This is a genomic window from Croceicoccus naphthovorans (assembly GCF_001028705.1).
Lineage (GTDB): Bacteria > Pseudomonadota > Alphaproteobacteria > Sphingomonadales > Sphingomonadaceae > Croceicoccus > Croceicoccus naphthovorans.
This window is the reverse complement of the sequence record NZ_CP011770.1, coordinates 2,275,859-2,291,729: the sequence shown is the minus strand read 5'-3', so window position 1 is coordinate 2,291,729 and position 15,871 is coordinate 2,275,859. Positions and strand designations below refer to the sequence as shown.

Below are 15,871 nucleotides of genomic sequence, written 5' to 3'. Positions count from 1 at the left end.
CGCTCCTTATCGCGTCGCGCCGGACAGGACCGGCTTGCCATGCTGCGCCACCGCGCTCGCGTGCTGCGGGCCGGGGAACTTCGGCCACAGGTTCTGCGCCAGTGCCGCACGCACCTCTGAATCCGTGCCTGCCTGCCGGCGGTACATCAGGTAGTTCTTGGTCACGATCGCGACATAGGCGCGCGTTTCCCAATAGGGGATCGATTCCATGTAAAGCAGCGGATCGCCGCCATCGCGCACTTCGGAATTCCATCGCGTGATCGGCGAAAGCCCAGCGTTGTACGCGGCCATGATCTTGGGCAACAAACCCTGCGTCCCGCCCGAATCGCGCAGCATTTCAAGGTTGCGCTGTCCAAAGCTCATATTCGTGGCCGGGTCTTTCAGGTCATAGCTGCCAAGCCCAAGCGAGGGCGCATGATAGCGCGCCGTGCCCGGCATGATCTGCATCAGGCCGACTGCGCCCGCCGGGCTGACCGCCCCGGCCTGAAAGTTCGATTCCTGCAAGGTATGCGCATAGGCCAGCGCAGGATCGACGCGCCAACCTTCACGCGGGGCCCAGCGGGTGACCGGATAGCGGATCGAGGGATCGGGCTTTGCCCCGCGCGGCGCGTTGTACGCCATATAGAGCTGCGTTCCCGGCAGGCCCAATGCGCGGGCGAGGCGGGTCAGTTGCTCGTACTCCGCCGGATTGCCGATCTGCGCCTGGTGCCGCAGCACTTCGTCGGCCAGCCCCTCGCGCCCGATTTCCACCAGCGCGACGGCGGTGCGCACGTTGCTGTCGCCCGCCAGTGTCGACCAGTCGGATGCCGAGAAATCGCGCCCCCGGCTGGCGGTCGGCAGCGTCATGCCCAGTTGTTCGGCGGCGATCATGCCGTACAGCGTTTCGTGATACCCCGCCGCCGCGCGCAAGGCGGGATCGGCCTGTTCCGGCTGGCGACAGCGGGTATAGGCGCGCGCGGCCCAATAATAGGACGCGGCGCGCAATTCCTCGTTCGCGGCGGTTTTCGATGCGTTGGAGAATCCGTCCGCTGCCATCGCGCAATCGCCCAGCCGCCACGCGGCAAGGCCCGCCGTCCACCATCCTTCGCCGACCCACGCGCCGCTGCCCCCGGCGGCCACGGTGCGGGCCAGCGCCAGAGCGGCGGAATCGTTGTTCTCGATATAGTAGGACCATGCCACGCGTTGCCGCCATTCGGCGCGTGCGTCGCTGGACAGCGTGGCGTCTACCCCGTCCAGCAGGATGCGCGCGCCCGACGGGTCGTCGTTCTTGATCCGGTCGAGGATGGCGTTCGACACCTCTGCGGGCATCGTCGCATCGCCAACCTGTCGCGGCAGGATGCGCTTGGCGGGCGTGCGCAGTGAAACCAGCCGCTGCGTCCCCGGCAGGTCGGGCGAATTTTCCAGCCCGCGCTTGATCGCCAGCCGACCGATCTGCCCCGCCTGCGGCAGATCGCGGCCCAACGCCAGCCATGCGTTCAGCCGGTCCAGTTCGATTCTCGGGCTGTTGGGGTGGAGGTAATACTCGGCCAGTGCCAGCTGCTTCATGCTGTCGTCGGGGCGGGCGGCCAGCATCGATTCGACCGCGCCCCAGTTCTCTGCATCGATCTGGGCGAAAACGTTGGCGTAAAACGCACGCTGTTCGGCATCGAGCTGCGCCGGGATGCGTGCGGCGCGCGACAGGGCGGGGATCGCCGCGCTATCGGCCAAGGCGGGCGTGGCCAGCGCGCTGGCGGATGCCAGTGTGGCGCAGGCCATCAGGGAATGGATCAGCTTTGCCATGACAGCCCTTTTTGCGACTTCAAGGTAAAGGCCGGATGAACGAGGCGCGAAGCACCGGCCATTTTCACCGACAGTGAATCCGCAAGGGTGCCGCCGTCAAGCAGGGTGTGCGAAGGCGAGCCAGCGTTGCCAGAAAATCCTTTTATATGAAGGTCTTTCTAGCAACTGGGCGAGTGGATAAGCTGCCAGCAACGGGATTTCCCGTCCGTTGATCGCCAGCGCGCCGGTGCCGTCGCCTTCAAACCGTTCGGGTTTGAGCAAGCCGATGGCTTCGCGCGACAGGACCAAGAGCCTTTCCGGGTCGCCCAATGCGACATGGTGCCGCAGCACCGCGCCCATGCCTGCATTGCCCACCGCTTCCCAATCCGCCGCCGGGGTCGGACGGGGCAGGGCGCTTGCGCGATAGACGGCGTTCGGTGTGAACCCCATCGCCCGTTCTATCGCGTCGAACAGCACGCCTTGCGGGCCGGACAGCAGCGTGTCGGTGTCGCCCCCTTCCGGTTCGGCCACGATTACCATCAGCGGCGCCTTTGCCGTTCCGCGCGGTGCCACGCGGCGTGCGACGGGTCCGGGATCGAGCGCCGGATCGGCCAGCCACCATGCGGCAAACGCATCCAGATCGGCGGGCAGGTCGGTACGATCCGCTGCGATGGCGGGTGTCGCCGGGGCTGCGGGGCCAAGCGGTACGGGCGGCGGGACGTTGACGGCGGGGCGGGTGCGGTCCTTTTCCTTCGGCGCGGTCTTGGCCGCGTTTTCGGCCAGCCAGTCGCGCGGGGCGTCTGCAAACGTCAGGTCCACCCCGGCGTCGCGCCAGAATGCGGAAAGCGCATCGGCCATGTCCTGCCACTCGCTACCGGCCTCGCTCACGCCTCGAAAAAACTCCATCATGTCGCCGATTGCATATCAGGAAAGCCGATATTGACGCGGCGACACCCTTGACGATCCCGCGCCGTGCAATCAAGGCCATGTGCAAAGATTGAAATAGCTATGAGTGCGGGGACACACAAAGACATGAGCGAACGCGAATCCATGCCCTATGACGTCGTCGTCGTTGGCGGCGGCGTGGCGGGCCTTTCGGCGGCCATCCGGCTGAAGCAGACGAACGCGGACCTTGAGGTTTGCGTTCTGGAAAAGGGCAGCGAGATCGGCGCGCACATCCTGTCGGGCGCGGTGATCGATCCGCGTGCGCTGGACGAATTGTTCCCCGACTGGCGGGACGAAGGGTGCACGATGGCGGAAACGCCGGTGACGGACAACCTGCACTGGGTGCTGACGCGCGGCAAGAAATACGCGCTGCCCCACGCCTTCATGCCGCCGCTGTTGTCGAACGACGGCAACTACACCGGATCGCTGGCCAACCTGTGCCGCTGGCTGGCCGAAAAGGCCGAGGAACTGGGCGTGGAAATCTTCCCCGGCTTCCCCGCGGCCGAGGTGCTTTATAACGAAGACGGATCGGTGAAGGGCGTGGCCACCGGCGACATGGGCGTTGCCGCCGATGGCAGCCACAAGGCGGACTATGCCGCAGGCATGGAGCTGCACGGCAAGTACACGCTCTTCGCCGAAGGCGCGCGCGGTTCCCTGACCAAGGAACTGAAGGCGAAATACGACCTGGAGGCGAATTGCCAGCCGCAGGTCTATGGCCTTGGCATGAAGGAACTGTGGGACATCGATCCCGAACTGCACGTTCCGGGCCGCGTCATTCACACGCAGGGCTGGCCTTTGAGCGAGAGCGAAAGCTGGGGCGGCGGATTTCTCTATCATCAGGCGAACGGTCAGGTGGCGCTCGGCTTCGTGGTCGCGCTCGATTACAAGAACCCGTGGGTATATCCGTTTGAGGAATTCCAGCGTTGGAAGCAGCACCCCGAGATTCGCAAGATCCTGGAGGGCGGCAAACGCGTTGCCTATGGCGCGCGCGCCATCAACGAAGGCGGCTGGCAGTCGGTGCCAAAGCTGGGCTTCCCCGGCGGCGCGCTGATCGGTTGTGCGGCGGGCTTCGTGAACGTGCCCCGCATCAAGGGCAGCCACACCGCGATGAAGAGCGGCATGCTCGCCGCCGAAGCGATTGCCGAGGCGATCGCCGCGGGCCGCGAAGGTGACGAGGTCGCGGAATACGAAGCGAACCTGCGCAATTCGTGGATTGCCGAGGAACTGCAGAAGGTGAAGAACGCCGAGCCTGCGGTCGCCAAGTTCGGCGGTACCATCGGTACAATCCTTGCCGGGGCCGACATGTGGATGCGCACGCTGAAGATCGGCCTGCCGATCACGATGGGGCACCATGCCGACTACGAAAGCACGGGCCGCGCCGATCTCTACCCGAAGATCGAGTATCCCAAGCCCGACGGCAAGATCAGCTTCGACCGGCTGTCCTCTGTGTTCCTGTCGAACACCAACCACGAGGAAGACCAGCCCTGCCACCTGAAGCTGAAAGACCCGTCGATTCCGGTCGAGGTCAACCTGCCGGTCTATGGCGGCCCCTCGCAGCGGTACTGCCCGGCGGGCGTTTATGAATTCACCGGCGTGGAAGAGGGCGAGCCGAAGTTCGTGATCAACGCGCAGAACTGCGTCCACTGCAAGACCTGCGACATCAAGGACCCGAAGCAGAACATCGTCTGGACCACGCCCGAAGGCGGCGGCGGGCCGAACTATCCGAATATGTGAGGGAGCCAGTTCATGCGGGCAATTGGCGCTTGTCTTGCTTTGCTCTTATGCTGTGGGTGCCAAGCAAAGCAGCTTAACGGTCGGGATGATTTGACGTGACCCCCAGCTTTCCCCCAGCTGGGATTAGAGCCGGACCGCGTTGTTGCGCATGAGCGCGGTTGAAGCAATGGGCTGCGTAGCGGAGCCCGTAGGGCGTAGCGAAGCTGGCCATTGCTTATCCAGTTTGGCGGCGAACGCCGCCGGGGTGTCGTAGTCGAGGGAAGAATGCGGCCTCTCCCGGTTGTAGTCCTCCACCCAGGCAGCGATCTCGACGCGGGCGTGAGCCATGCTGAGGAACAAAGTCTCATTGAGCAGTTCGTCCCGCATGCGGCCATTAAAGCTCTCGACGTAAGCGTTTTGCATTGGCCTTCCCGGTGCGATGTAATGCCACTCCACACCGATCTCCCCACACCATGCCAGCACCGCATTGCTGGTGAGCTCGGTGCCATTGTCGCTGACGATCATGCCGGGCTTGCCACGCTGCGCGATCAGCTCAGTCAGTTCGCGCACGACACGGCGCCCGGAGATCGACGTATCCGGCACCGCTGCCAGGCACTCCCTCGTCACATCATCGACCACGTTGAGCACCCGGAATCGTCTTCCCGAAGCCATCTGGTCGTGAACAAAGTCCAGGCTCCAGCGCTGGTTCGGCAGCGCCAGCACCGGAGCAGGTGCTCTCGTGCCCACAGCACGCCTGCGACTGCGTCGTCGTCTGACCGCCAACCCTTCCTCACGGTAGAGCCTCTGGGTCTTCTTCCGGTTGATCATGATCCCCTCCCGGCGCAGCAGGATGTGCAGACGGCGATAGCCGAACCGCCGACGCTGGTTGGCCAGCTCGCGCAGCTTCTCACGCAGATCGGCGTCATCGTCCCGGGTGGAACGGTAACGCACGCTCTTGCGATCAGCATCGATGACACGGCACGCCCGCCGCTCGCTCATCCCGTGGCAGGCCTGGAGATGAGCGACAGCTTCCCGCTTGGCGGCGGGCGTCAGAACTTTTTTGCCAGAAGATCCTTCAACGCGGCCTGGTCCAACATGGCATCGGCGAGCAACCGCTTCAGCTTCGCGTTCTCGCTCTCGAGCTCCTTCAGTCGGCGGGCATCGGACACCTCCAGCCCGCCATACTTCGACTTCCAGTTGTAGATCGTCGCTTCCGACACTCCGTGTCGCCGGGCCAGGTCAGCGGTCTTCGCACCCGCCTCAGCCTCCTTCAGCACACCGATGATCTGCTCTTCGGAAAACCTCGTTCTCTTCATCTCGTCCGTCCTTCTGTAAGGGCCGGACTCTAATCCAAATTGGAGGAAAATCAGGGGGTCACGTCAGATTGCACCAAGAAAGCGCTGGATATAGAACGCTATCCTTTGACAGTTGAAATGATCGTTATTGCTGGCCAAGATGGAATCGCTTTCCATCCGCAGCTTTATTTGCCAAATTGTGAATATCCTTTGAATGCTGTATTATCACATGAAACAGAGGCGTATATAATTGAAAATGCGCCAATAAATACTCTGACAGACAAAAATGCCAGCATGAGAAAGGTAATTGAAGCTGACCTTTTCATAAAAGGATTTGAGGGAAGTGAAGGGAGTAAGTGGATTATTGTGGTTCGCGTAGATGAACTTCGCCCAATCAATTCTCCAAGAAATGAATTCGAATCAAGATATTATGAGATTCCCTCGGATTCGACTATCCGCCGATAGTCAGTCACTATAAATCCGAATCTGACCAATTCATGACCCTCACCGAAACCGCCTACGCCAAGATCAACCTTGCGCTGCATGTCCGCAGGCGGCGGGAGGATGGGTATCACGAGCTTGAAACGCTGTTCGCCTTCGTCGATGGCGGCGACCGGCTGGCCGCCGAGTTCGCGGGCGAGGATCGCATCACCGTCTCCGGCGAATTTGCGGGCGCGCTGGATAATCCGTTCGACAACATCCTCGCCCACACGCTGACGAAGTTTCCGCGCGGCGAAGGCTGGCACGTCCATCTCGAAAAGAACCTGCCGGTCGCGGCGGGGCTGGGCGGCGGGTCCGCCGATGCGGGCGCGCTGATCCGCATGATCGCAGAGGCGCAATCGGTGCCGAACGACGTCATGCAACGCGCCGCCGCGCTGGGTGCCGACGTTCCGGCCTGCGTCTGGTCGGACATGAAGATCGGGCGCGGCACCGGGACGGAGTTGGAGCGGGTCGATAACGATCTGAAGGGCACGCCCATCCTGCTGGTAAACCCGCGCGTGCCGGTGCCGACCGGGCCGGTGTTCAAGGCTTGGGCCAAAGACGGGAAGGGCAAGGACGGGGGCGCTTTGCCCACCGGTTCCGCCCGCGAAATCGCCACCAATGGCCGCAACGATCTGGAAGCCCCCGCCATCGCGATTTGCCCTCCGGTGGCCGACATACTCGCCGCGCTGGCCGATACCGCACCGTGGCTGGCGCGGATGTCGGGATCTGGAGCCACCTGTTTCGCGTTATACGCCGACACCGCCGCGCGCGATGCCGCCGCCGCCGATATTGCCGCCCGCCAGCCCGACTGGTGGCAGATGACAGGACTTTTGCGTTGAGCCCCGAAACCCCGACAACGCGCCCGTACCGCCGGATCGGCACCCCGAAGACCGTCGGCCCAGGAAAAACTGGAATCGTCCTTGTCTCCGACCATGCAAGTAACCTCGTGCCGGAAGGTCTGGACCTAGGCGTTCCGCCCGGCACGATGGACATGCACATCGCGGTCGACATCGGGGTAGAGGGCGTAGCCGAACGCATGGCCCGCCGCCACGCCATCCCTGCGCACTTGGCCTGTGTCAGCCGCCTTGTCATCGACCTTCACCGTGAGGAAGATCACCCCAACCTGATCCCGATGGAAAGCGACGGCGTGTTGGTCCCCGGCAACATCGGCGCGGATCGCGCGGAGCGGCTGGCGAAATTCTACCACCCCTATCACGACGCGATGGCGGACTGGCTGGACGAGGCGGACCCGCGCCTGATCGTCTCGCTCCACAGCTTTACCCCGCAGCTGGAAACACAGCCCGACGAGAACCGCCCGTGGGAAGTCGCGCTGCTCTACAATCAAAACGCCGAACCCGCACGCCATGCGATCCGGCTATTTGCCGCGCAGGGCCTGACGGTGGGCGACAACCAGCCCTATTCGGGCCGGGAACTCAACGCGACCATGAACCGCCATGCAGAGGCGAAAGGCCGCGATTACCTTGCCATCGAAGTCCGCAACGACCTGATCGCGACAGAGGCCGGACAGGCGCGCTGGGCCGCCCTGATCGCCGATGTGGCCCAGCGTACGGTGCTTGCGCTCGACGCGAAATAGGGCGCGATAGGCTCCGCTAGGCAGCGTTGGGCGACAGGCATGCCGAAGCGTCTGTCGCCCAATCGATCTCGAACGTTGCCGGAACGTCGATGCGGTTGACGACGGGCCTGTCGCGTTCCGGGTTATAGAAAATCCAGCCCATGCTGTTGTCGAAATCGGCAATCCGACCGTTGTCTTTCGCGGCGCGGGCTGCGGTGATCTCCTGCTCCTCCACGCGGTAAGATCGCACCATGCGGAGAGAGCCGTCTTCGATCGCAAACGCGCGGTAATAGTTGCGACCGAACATGCCCTGATTGAAACTGCGCTTGTGCGACCATTGTTCGGGCCGGGTGTCGGCGGGCAGGCGCACGGTCGTCACATGGCAGGAAAATTCGGGCTTGTTGTAATAGGGTAGCGACTGGTCCTGCTCTGCGGTTCGGACGCGACGCTGGGGCGGGTTAAAGCCGCCACCCGGCAAGGCCAGCGATCGCGCTCCGTCGCCATCGTCATCCCAATCGACCGTGCCCAGCCCGGTAATCTCAAGGATGCTGGCGCCTGCTTTTTCGTCGTAATGCCAATCGACATTCTCGATCGATTGCCAGGTATCGCCAGTCAGGCTCTGGCGAAAGGCGCTCAGCATCTGGGCCTTGGAAACGGCGGATAACTGGACCTGTTGCTCCAGCCCCGCGACGCCGCGAATGATCGTCCTGCTGGTGATCCGCGCCGGTTCGTCGAACCCTTGTCGGGCATCGATTTCATAGATGTTTATCGAATCGGGCAATTCGGCGGGGTGCCAATCGAGATGCTCCAGCCCGCTGCCGTCGCTGGTTAGCGGAAGCACCCAGCGATAGGGCAGCAACGGTTTTTCCGATGGCGGGACGACCGGGGGAAGCGTGCCGTCGAGGTAATGGGTTTTCCCGTCGATATGCGCGCGGACCAGCACATGATCGAACATGCCGGGGCTGGGCAACCGTTCGTCCAAGCCGTCGTCGTTTCCCGAACTGTTGACCATCACTGCCTGCGCATCGATGCCCAGTTCGCGCAACAGGCCCAGCAGGAGGACGGTCTTGCCCTTGCAATCGCCGTACCGAAGGCTCCACGTCTCGCTGGCATCGGCAGGGCGCAGGTTGCCGCCGTTCAGCCCGACGTAGATATAGCGCACGTCCTGCTGCACCAGTTTCAGCGCTGCGCTCGCCTTGGCCAGCTTGCCTCCATCCAGCTTCGCGATCCGCGCGACCTCGCGCATCAACGGTTCACTGCTGCCGATCTGTGAGGTTTCGGAATAGAGTTTGGCGAATCGCCGGGACACGGCGTTCCAGTCGGCAAAGTCGCTGTACTCCGCAAACCGGAAAACCTGATAGCGCGGCGGCGCATCCTTCGGCGCGATCACGACTGGCGGATTGTCGAACTGAAAATCCAGCGCCTGCTTGCCTGCTTGCTGTGCGGCAGTGAAGGCCGGCGTCATCCGCACTGTCGGCTTTTGCCCGTCGTCCCAGCTTAGTCCCAACCGATAACGGCCCGGTCCGGGCTCAGGATGAAGAACCAGAGCTCCCGAACTTGTCGAACCCAGCGTGGGGTCGTCCGTGCGGGTCGTCAGGCTGAATTCCAACTCGTCGCCAACCCGAAGATCGGCAACGCGAAGCACCGCGGTCAGGATGCCGTCGATATGGGCGGCTTCCAACTGATCCTCGCGGCGCAGGATTTCGAAACGCGCGTCTTTCAGGACATCGATCACTTCGCCGTCGCGATGGACCTTTAGCGCGTGGATGACAGGATTTCCGCCAGCAGGATTCCAGGAAATCGACAGATTGCCAAGCTGCAGCGCGTTGGGATGGAGCACCTTGATCCGGTACCCTAGATATTGCGCCTGACCCTTGGCATCGAGGTGCACCAGCGTATCCTGCTGCCTTACGAAAATCGCACCGGTCGGGTTCTCGGGCAGGTCCATCAATTCCGAGGGTTGCACCCATTGCGGCAGTGGGCCGCGTTCTATCTGGCTTTCGTCGGCATGGGCCGCAGTTGCACCGAGAATAGTGGCAAGGCAAAACAGGATCGAACTTCGCAACATAGTCCCCCCAAAGATGCGTTGCGCGGATATGACCTTGAATTTGGCCGATTAGCAAGGCTGTCGGATCAGTCGAACGTCAGTAACCGGTGCCGCATCTGTCCCTGCCGCACGAATGTCACTTCCACCGCGTCGAACTGGCCCAGTTCGGTGCCCAGCGCCGCGATGCGCGCGGGGTCGAGTGGTTTGCCATCCATGTCGAGGATGACATCGCCGACCCGCATCTTGTGGCCTGCCAACATGCCCGCGTTGCTATCTGCAGTAATGACATAGCCGCGGCCCATCCGCCCGGCCGAGGCCGGTGCGAGGGCAAGCGTCTCGGCAAAATCGCGGCCCGTCGTGACGCGGCCCGTGTAGGCGGCATCGGTGGCGCGGACCGTGCCCGGTGCGGCAGGGCCTTGCCCGCCCGGCAGCAGGACGAAACCGTCCCGTTCGGCGGGGCCGTCGGAGCTTAGCCCATCGATCAGCCAGTATCCGCCGACCAGCAGAGTACTCGCCAAAAGGACCAGCCCGGCCAGACGCAATGCGCCTGACCGGGTCGGTTTCCCCGATTGCTCGAACCTGCTCAAAGGTTGCCCGAAGCCCAGGGGCCACGGATCGCGAAAGTGATGCCCGGAGTCTGGACGTTCACGAACAGCGTCTGGCCCGAAGGGTCGAAGCACGCGCCGCAGAATTCCGAACCGCGATAGTCGTCGGCGGGGAACTGGCCGGTGCGACCGATCGAGGCGATGTCGGCATCGTCGAACGCGACGTTGCTCTTGGCGAGGATATAGGCCGCGCCCTGCGCCGAATAGCCCATCAGGCGCTGGCCCGCACCGAAGCCGTCATCGACATCGGCACCATCGTCGCAGGTCACGATGCCGCCGCGCGGCGAGATCGTGATGTTGTCCGGGTTGTTGCCGGCAACGCGCGCCGCCGCTGCGTAAAGCAGGGTCAGCGTGCCGCGTTCGGGGTTGCTGGTGCTGGGCGTGTAGATCCACACCGAGCCGAGGCCGCGACCGTCGCGGTTGCTGCTGTCGCGACCGAAGCTGGTGTCGACGATGGCCAGCGAATCGCCGTGGTGCGAAATGCCTTCGCCGCGGCTCATCGTCAGACAGCCCTTGCTCAGCGCTTCGGCATAGGGGCCGGACATGCCGCCGGTGGGGTTGGCATCGGGTTCGTCGAGGTCGACCCATTCGACGTCGAGCGTCTGACCGACGAAGTTCACGGCGTTGTTGCCGCCCAGTGCCAGCAGCTTCGCCGCCGGAACGCCGACGATGCGCGCTGCCTGAAGCTGGCCGCCCTGCGCCAGCGCGCCGTACTGGCGTGCGGTGTTATTGGGCTTGTAGCGATAGAGGCCCGAAACGTTGCGGGAATCCTCGGTCTCGTAGACATAGCCCGTCACCGGATCGATCGCGACGGCTTCGTGCGCGAAGCGGCCCATGCCGACGATCGGCTCGCCGGTCGTCTGCGACGGGTCGATCGAACATTCGAAGGTGTAGCCGTGCTTTTTACCGCCGTTGCCGGTGTTGTCGAAGGTCGTTTCCTCGCAGGTCAGCCAAGTGCCCCACGGCGTGATGCCGCCGGCGCAGTTGGTGCTGGTGCCGCCCAGCGTGGCATAGTGTTCGACCAGCTTGCCGTTGCGGACGCGCAGCACGTCGCAGCCGCCGCCCTGACCGACGGTGTCGTACTGACCCGGCGCGGCGATCAGCGAGCCGTTGCTGCGTACTTCGTGGTTGCGGATCAGGAACGTATCCTGACCGCCGTTGCCGCCGCCCGAGACGACACCCATGCCGTCATGCGCAACCGCCACGCGGCCGCCGTCGGTCATCAAGTCGCCCTGCCAGCTGAACGTGCGATAGGTGAAGCCGCGCGGCAGCTTCAGCAATTCGAGGCCGGTTTCCTGATCCTTCACCGGGAACAGGCCGCCATAAGGGCTGATCGCGGGTTCAAGCTGTCCCACCGTATCCGCGGCCAGCGCCTGGCGTGCCATAAGCCCGCTCAGCACACCGCCCAGCGCCGTTACCGCACCAGCCTTCGCGCCGCCCCGCAGGATCGCACGCCTGTTCATACCACCGATTTGCACGTTAATTCCTCCATCGCTCGACACCGCGATCGTCGCGGCGATTCGATGGGGCGGAAGCTAGGGGGGTGCGATTACGCTTTACGGGCGGCGGTGTGATGCCCGGATGACGTTGGTTCGGACGATTGTGACAGGCGTGCAGTGGCTTATTGCACGTCTCCGCTGAAGGCGATTTCCTGCAGGCGGGTGCGGGTTTCCTCGAACATGACGTCGATGTCGACTTCCTCGCCGCGCTCGATCCGCTGAGAGATCATGGTCACGGGATAGAGAACGATGGAGGTGCCCGGCCAGTTCAGCGCGGGGACGCGGCCATATTCGTCCTCTATCGTGACCCAGTCGAGCAACAGCTCGTCCGCCAGCGCATCGCCCATCGCGATGCCCAGTGCCTGCAGTTTCCACGTATCTTCGGGTCCGACCCAGCCTTGTGCGATATTGGCGCGCACCACCGCAAGCTTCGCATCGGGATCGGCGTAGTTGTCGTCGGCCTCTTCGCTGAAGTGGCCCTTGATCCACGCACGGGATTCTTCAAGCCACTCTCGCTCTGCGTCTTCCAGACGGTAGCGTGGTAGGTCATTCATCGAATCGGACCCTAACACGATGATGTGGCATCTGCGAAATCTGCGCTGGATCGGGGCAGAGGGCATGGCCGCGGCGGCATTTGTCCCCTAGACTTGACCGCCGCCGCCGCTAGGGACGGGCGGCAAAGCATATCTACCGGAGCCAAATCATGCCCGCCTATCGTTCTCGCACCAGCACCCACGGCCGCAACATGGCGGGCGCGCGCGGATTGTGGCGCGCGACCGGCATGAAGGACGGCGATTTCGGCAAGCCGATCATCGCCATCGCCAACTCCTTTACGCAGTTCGTGCCGGGTCACGTTCACCTGAAGGATCTGGGCCAGCTTGTCGCGCGCGAAATCGAGGCGGCTGGCGGCGTGGCCAAGGAATTCAACACCATTGCCGTCGATGACGGTATCGCGATGGGCCACGACGGCATGCTCTATTCGCTGCCCAGCCGCGACCTGATCGCCGACGCGGTGGAATTCATGGTCAACGCCCACTGCGCCGATGCGATCGTCTGCATCTCCAACTGCGACAAGATCACGCCGGGGATGCTGATGGCGGCGCTGCGGCTGAACATTCCGGTGGTTTTCGTTTCGGGCGGGCCGATGGAGGCTGGCAAGGTCGTCCTGAAGGGTAAGGAAGTCGCCCTCGACCTCGTCGACGCGATGGTCGCCGCTGCCGACGACAGTGTTTCCGATGAAGACGTCGCCGCGATCGAGCGTTCGGCATGCCCGACCTGCGGATCGTGCAGCGGCATGTTCACCGCCAATTCGATGAACTGCCTGACCGAGGCGCTGGGCCTGTCGCTGCCGGGCAACGGCTCGATGCTGGCGACCCACGCCGACCGTGAGAAGCTGTTCCGCGAGGCGGGGCGAACGGTCGTGGACCTGTGCAAGAAGTACTACGAGGAAGAGGACGAGAGCGTCCTGCCGCGCAACATCGCATCGTTCGCCGCGTTCGAAAACGCGATGAGCCTGGATATCGCGATGGGCGGGTCGACCAACACCGTGCTCCACCTGCTGGCCGCCGCGCACGAGGGCGGGATCGATTTCACCATGGCCGACATCGATCGGCTGAGCCGCAAGGTGCCGTGCCTGTCGAAAGTCGCGCCCGCCAAGAGCGACGTTCACATGGAAGACGTTCATCGCGCGGGCGGCATCATGGCGATCCTTGGCGAGCTGGAGCGGGCAGGGCTGATCAACGCCGAATGCCCCACCGTGCACAGCCGGACGATGGGCGAAGCGCTGGAGCGTTGGGACGTGGGTCGGACCAACAGCGATTCTGTCCGCGAGTTCTATGCCGCCGCGCCCGGCGGCGTGCCGACGCAGACCGCGTTCAGCCAGGACCGCCGCTGGAAAGACATCGACACCGACCGTGTTTCGGGCGTGATCCGCAATGCCGACAACGCCTTCAGCAAGGATGGCGGTCTGGCCGTCCTTTACGGCAATATCGCGCGTGACGGCTGCATCGTGAAGACGGCGGGCGTGGACGAGAAGATCCTGACATTCAAGGGCCCGGCCAAGGTATTCGAGAGCCAGGAGGCCGCCGTCGTCGGCATCCTTGGCGACAAGGTGGTGGCGGGTGACGTTGTCGTGATCCGGTACGAAGGACCGCGCGGCGGACCGGGGATGCAGGAAATGCTCTACCCGACCAGCTACCTCAAATCGAAGGGGCTGGGAGCGTCCTGTGCGCTGATCACCGACGGGCGTTTCTCTGGCGGCACCAGCGGCCTTTCCATCGGCCACGCTTCGCCGGAAGCCGCAGAGGGCGGCGCGATCGGCTTGGTCGAGGAAGGCGACATGGTCGAGATCGACATTCCCAACCGGACGATCAACGTCGCGGTGTCGGAGGAGGTGCTGGCCGAACGCCGCGCCGCGATGGAGGCCAAGGGCGATGCGGCATGGGCCCCGGCGCACCCGCGCCCGCGCAAGGTTTCCACCGCGCTGAAAGCCTATGCGCTGATGGCGACAAGCGCCGCGCGCGGCGCGGTACGCGACCTGTCGACCATCACGCGCGTTCGGTAAGATGCTTGCCGCCGATCAGGTGCTGACCGTTCGCCAGATGGTGGCGGCGGAAGAACGGCTTATGGACGGCGGCGCGGATGTTCACGAACTGATGCAGCGCGCGGGGCGCGGCGCGGCGGAATATGTCTGGCGGATTGCGGCGGGTGAGCCGGTTACGGTGCTGTGCGGGCCGGGCAACAATGGCGGTGACGGCTACGTGATTGCCGAGGCGATCCGCGAGCGGGGCGGTAAAGTGCAGGTCGTTGCAGCGCGAGAGCCGGGTACCGATGCGGCGCGGCGCGCCGCATCGCTCTATCGCGGTGCAGTCGTGGGGGCGGGTGAGCCACGGGGCGCGGTGCTGGTCGACTGCCTGTTCGGCAGCGGGTTGAACCGGGCCTTATCAAACGAGTTCGAGAGCTTGTTGAACGACCTTGCCGACCGGCACGGCTGTGTGGTTGCCGTCGATATGCCGAGCGGGATTGATAGCGATAACGGTACGCTGCTGGCCGCGCGGCTGCCGCACTATGCGCTGTGTATTGCATTGGGCGCGTGGAAGCGGGCGCACTTCCTGATGCCCGCGATGGCGTGTTGGGATGCGGCGCGATTGGTCGACATCGGGACGGAGCGCGAGGCGGGCGGGGCGGTCCTGCTCGAACGCCCGCGGATATCGGCCCCGGCGAGCGATGCGCACAAGTATCGGCGCGGGCTGGTCACGGTGGTTGGCGGCGCGATGCCGGGGGCCGCTCTGCTGGCCGCAAAGTCCGCTGCACATGGCGGCGCAGGGTATGTGAAGTTGCTGGCGCGCGATGCAGGGGCAGCGCCCGAATGGCTGGTCGCGCAATCCATTGGCGATGGTGATCTTCCCGATGCGCTGGCGGACGAGCGGATTGCTACGGTGTTGGTCGGACCGGGGCTGGGCCGTGACGACAACGCCAAGGCACGGCTGAACGCTGCACTGGGCAGCGGGCGGCGCATCGTGCTGGATGCCGATGCGCTGGTCCTACTGGGCGTGCCAGCACCGGGTGCGATCCTGACGCCGCACGAGGGCGAACTGGCCGCGCTGGAAAAACGGTTCGGTTTGGCGTCCGATGCGGGCAAGCCCGAACGCGCGGCGGCTCTGGCCAAAGCGACCGGGGCGGTGGTTATCGCAAAAGGGCCGGATACCCTGATCGCCGCGCCTGACGGCCGACTGGCCTTCGCGCCACCCGCGCCAAGCTGGCTGTCGGTCGCGGGCACGGGCGACGTGCTGGCCGGATTGGTCGCCGCTCGCTTCGCCGTTACGCACGACGCGTGGCAGGCGGCGGGCGAGGCGGTCTGGCTGCACGGAGAGGCCGCGCGGACCGCCGGTCTGGCATTCCACGCGGGCGATCTGGCCGAAGCTGTCAAACCCGCACTGGTGTCTTGCCTGTGA

The 15,871-nt window shown here is 64.2% G+C and carries 13 protein-coding genes; 6 read left to right on the top strand and 7 right to left on the bottom strand.

What is annotated here, in order from left to right; genetic code table 11:
* Positions 1 to 6: 6 nt before the first annotated feature.
* Together AB433_RS11510 and AB433_RS11505 are read right to left on the bottom strand one after the other, a co-directional pair.
* Entirely contained in the window at positions 7 to 1,779 is a 1,773-nt protein-coding gene (locus tag AB433_RS11510; RefSeq protein WP_047821101.1) for a lytic transglycosylase domain-containing protein, read from the bottom strand.
* Positions 1,780 to 1,875: 96 nt separating this feature from the next.
* Entirely contained in the window at positions 1,876 to 2,646 is a 771-nt protein-coding gene (locus tag AB433_RS11505; RefSeq protein ID WP_156170797.1) for a uracil-DNA glycosylase family protein, read from the bottom strand.
* A gap of 144 nt (positions 2,647 to 2,790) precedes the next feature.
* Between AB433_RS11505 and AB433_RS11500 the strand changes: the two genes are divergently transcribed.
* On the top strand, positions 2,791 to 4,437 hold the full coding sequence (locus tag AB433_RS11500) for an electron transfer flavoprotein-ubiquinone oxidoreductase (RefSeq protein WP_047821100.1): 1,647 nt from the start codon (positions 2,791 to 2,793) through the stop codon (positions 4,435 to 4,437).
* Positions 4,438 to 4,560: 123 nt separating this feature from the next.
* Here AB433_RS11500 and AB433_RS11495 read toward each other — a convergent pair.
* Positions 4,561 to 5,732, bottom strand: a protein-coding gene (locus tag AB433_RS11495) for an IS3 family transposase (protein WP_156170623.1) whose coding sequence is annotated in 2 segments (ribosomal slippage) — positions 4,561 to 5,480 and positions 5,480 to 5,732 — 1,173 coding nt in all. Because the reading frame shifts where the segments join, the coding sequence is not laid out codon by codon here.
* Positions 5,733 to 5,837: 105 nt separating this feature from the next.
* Here AB433_RS11495 and AB433_RS20555 point away from each other — a divergent pair.
* From AB433_RS20555 to AB433_RS11480, 3 genes are read left to right on the top strand one after another with little or no spacing between them, the layout of a single operon-like run.
* Positions 5,838 to 6,176 carry a hypothetical protein gene (locus tag AB433_RS20555; RefSeq protein WP_218916946.1) on the top strand — a complete coding sequence of 113 codons (339 nt, stop codon included), beginning with the start codon at positions 5,838 to 5,840 and terminating at the stop codon, positions 6,174 to 6,176.
* A gap of 32 nt (positions 6,177 to 6,208) precedes the next feature.
* Positions 6,209 to 7,033, top strand: a complete 825-nt coding sequence (locus AB433_RS11485; RefSeq protein ID WP_047821099.1) for a 4-(cytidine 5'-diphospho)-2-C-methyl-D-erythritol kinase — start codon at positions 6,209 to 6,211, stop codon at positions 7,031 to 7,033.
* On the top strand, positions 7,030 to 7,788 hold the full coding sequence (locus AB433_RS11480) for an N-formylglutamate amidohydrolase (protein WP_221403531.1): 759 nt from the start codon (positions 7,030 to 7,032) through the stop codon (positions 7,786 to 7,788). Before AB433_RS11485 ends, AB433_RS11480 begins: the two co-directional genes overlap by 4 nt.
* 16 nt (positions 7,789 to 7,804) lie before the next feature.
* Here AB433_RS11480 and AB433_RS11475 read toward each other — a convergent pair whose 3' ends face one another.
* The 4 genes from AB433_RS11475 to AB433_RS11460 all read right to left on the bottom strand — a co-directional run bounded on the left by AB433_RS11475 (position 7,805) and on the right by AB433_RS11460 (position 12,472).
* Positions 7,805 to 9,835, bottom strand: coding sequence for a DUF3857 domain-containing protein (locus tag AB433_RS11475; RefSeq protein WP_245626653.1), 2,031 nt, complete (start codon positions 9,833 to 9,835; stop codon positions 7,805 to 7,807).
* Positions 9,836 to 9,900: 65 nt separating this feature from the next.
* Positions 9,901 to 10,332, bottom strand: a complete 432-nt coding sequence (locus AB433_RS11470) for a hypothetical protein (protein WP_156170795.1) — start codon at positions 10,330 to 10,332, stop codon at positions 9,901 to 9,903.
* 65 nt (positions 10,333 to 10,397) lie between these two features.
* Positions 10,398 to 11,897, bottom strand: coding sequence for a PhoX family protein (locus tag AB433_RS11465; RefSeq protein WP_218916945.1), 1,500 nt, complete (start codon positions 11,895 to 11,897; stop codon positions 10,398 to 10,400).
* Between the two features lie 143 nt (positions 11,898 to 12,040).
* Entirely contained in the window at positions 12,041 to 12,472 is a 432-nt protein-coding gene (locus tag AB433_RS11460) for a DUF3806 domain-containing protein (protein ID WP_047821096.1), read from the bottom strand.
* 149 nt (positions 12,473 to 12,621) lie between these two features.
* Between AB433_RS11460 and ilvD the strand changes: the two genes are divergently transcribed.
* Complete coding sequence (gene ilvD, locus AB433_RS11455) at positions 12,622 to 14,481, top strand: dihydroxy-acid dehydratase (protein WP_047821095.1); 1,860 nt, start codon at positions 12,622 to 12,624, stop codon at positions 14,479 to 14,481.
* Position 14,482: 1 nt separating this feature from the next.
* Positions 14,483 to 15,871, top strand: coding sequence for a bifunctional ADP-dependent NAD(P)H-hydrate dehydratase/NAD(P)H-hydrate epimerase (locus tag AB433_RS11450; protein WP_047821094.1), 1,389 nt, complete (start codon positions 14,483 to 14,485; stop codon positions 15,869 to 15,871).

Excerpts from the sequence above, each read along its gene's own strand:
- AB433_RS11510 (WP_047821101.1), bottom strand. The coding sequence starts at position 1,779 with ATGGCAAAGCTGATCCATTCCCTGATGGCCTGCGCCACACTGGCATCC.
- AB433_RS11500 (WP_047821100.1), top strand. The coding sequence starts at position 2,791 with ATGAGCGAACGCGAATCCATGCCCTATGACGTCGTCGTCGTTGGCGGC.
- AB433_RS11485 (WP_047821099.1), top strand. The coding sequence starts at position 6,209 with ATGACCCTCACCGAAACCGCCTACGCCAAGATCAACCTTGCGCTGCAT.
- AB433_RS11475 (WP_245626653.1), bottom strand. The coding sequence starts at position 9,835 with ATGTTGCGAAGTTCGATCCTGTTTTGCCTTGCCACTATTCTCGGTGCA.
- AB433_RS11460 (WP_047821096.1), bottom strand. The coding sequence starts at position 12,472 with ATGAATGACCTACCACGCTACCGTCTGGAAGACGCAGAGCGAGAGTGG.
- ilvD (WP_047821095.1), top strand. The coding sequence starts at position 12,622 with ATGCCCGCCTATCGTTCTCGCACCAGCACCCACGGCCGCAACATGGCG.
- AB433_RS11450 (WP_047821094.1), top strand. The coding sequence starts at position 14,483 with ATGCTTGCCGCCGATCAGGTGCTGACCGTTCGCCAGATGGTGGCGGCG.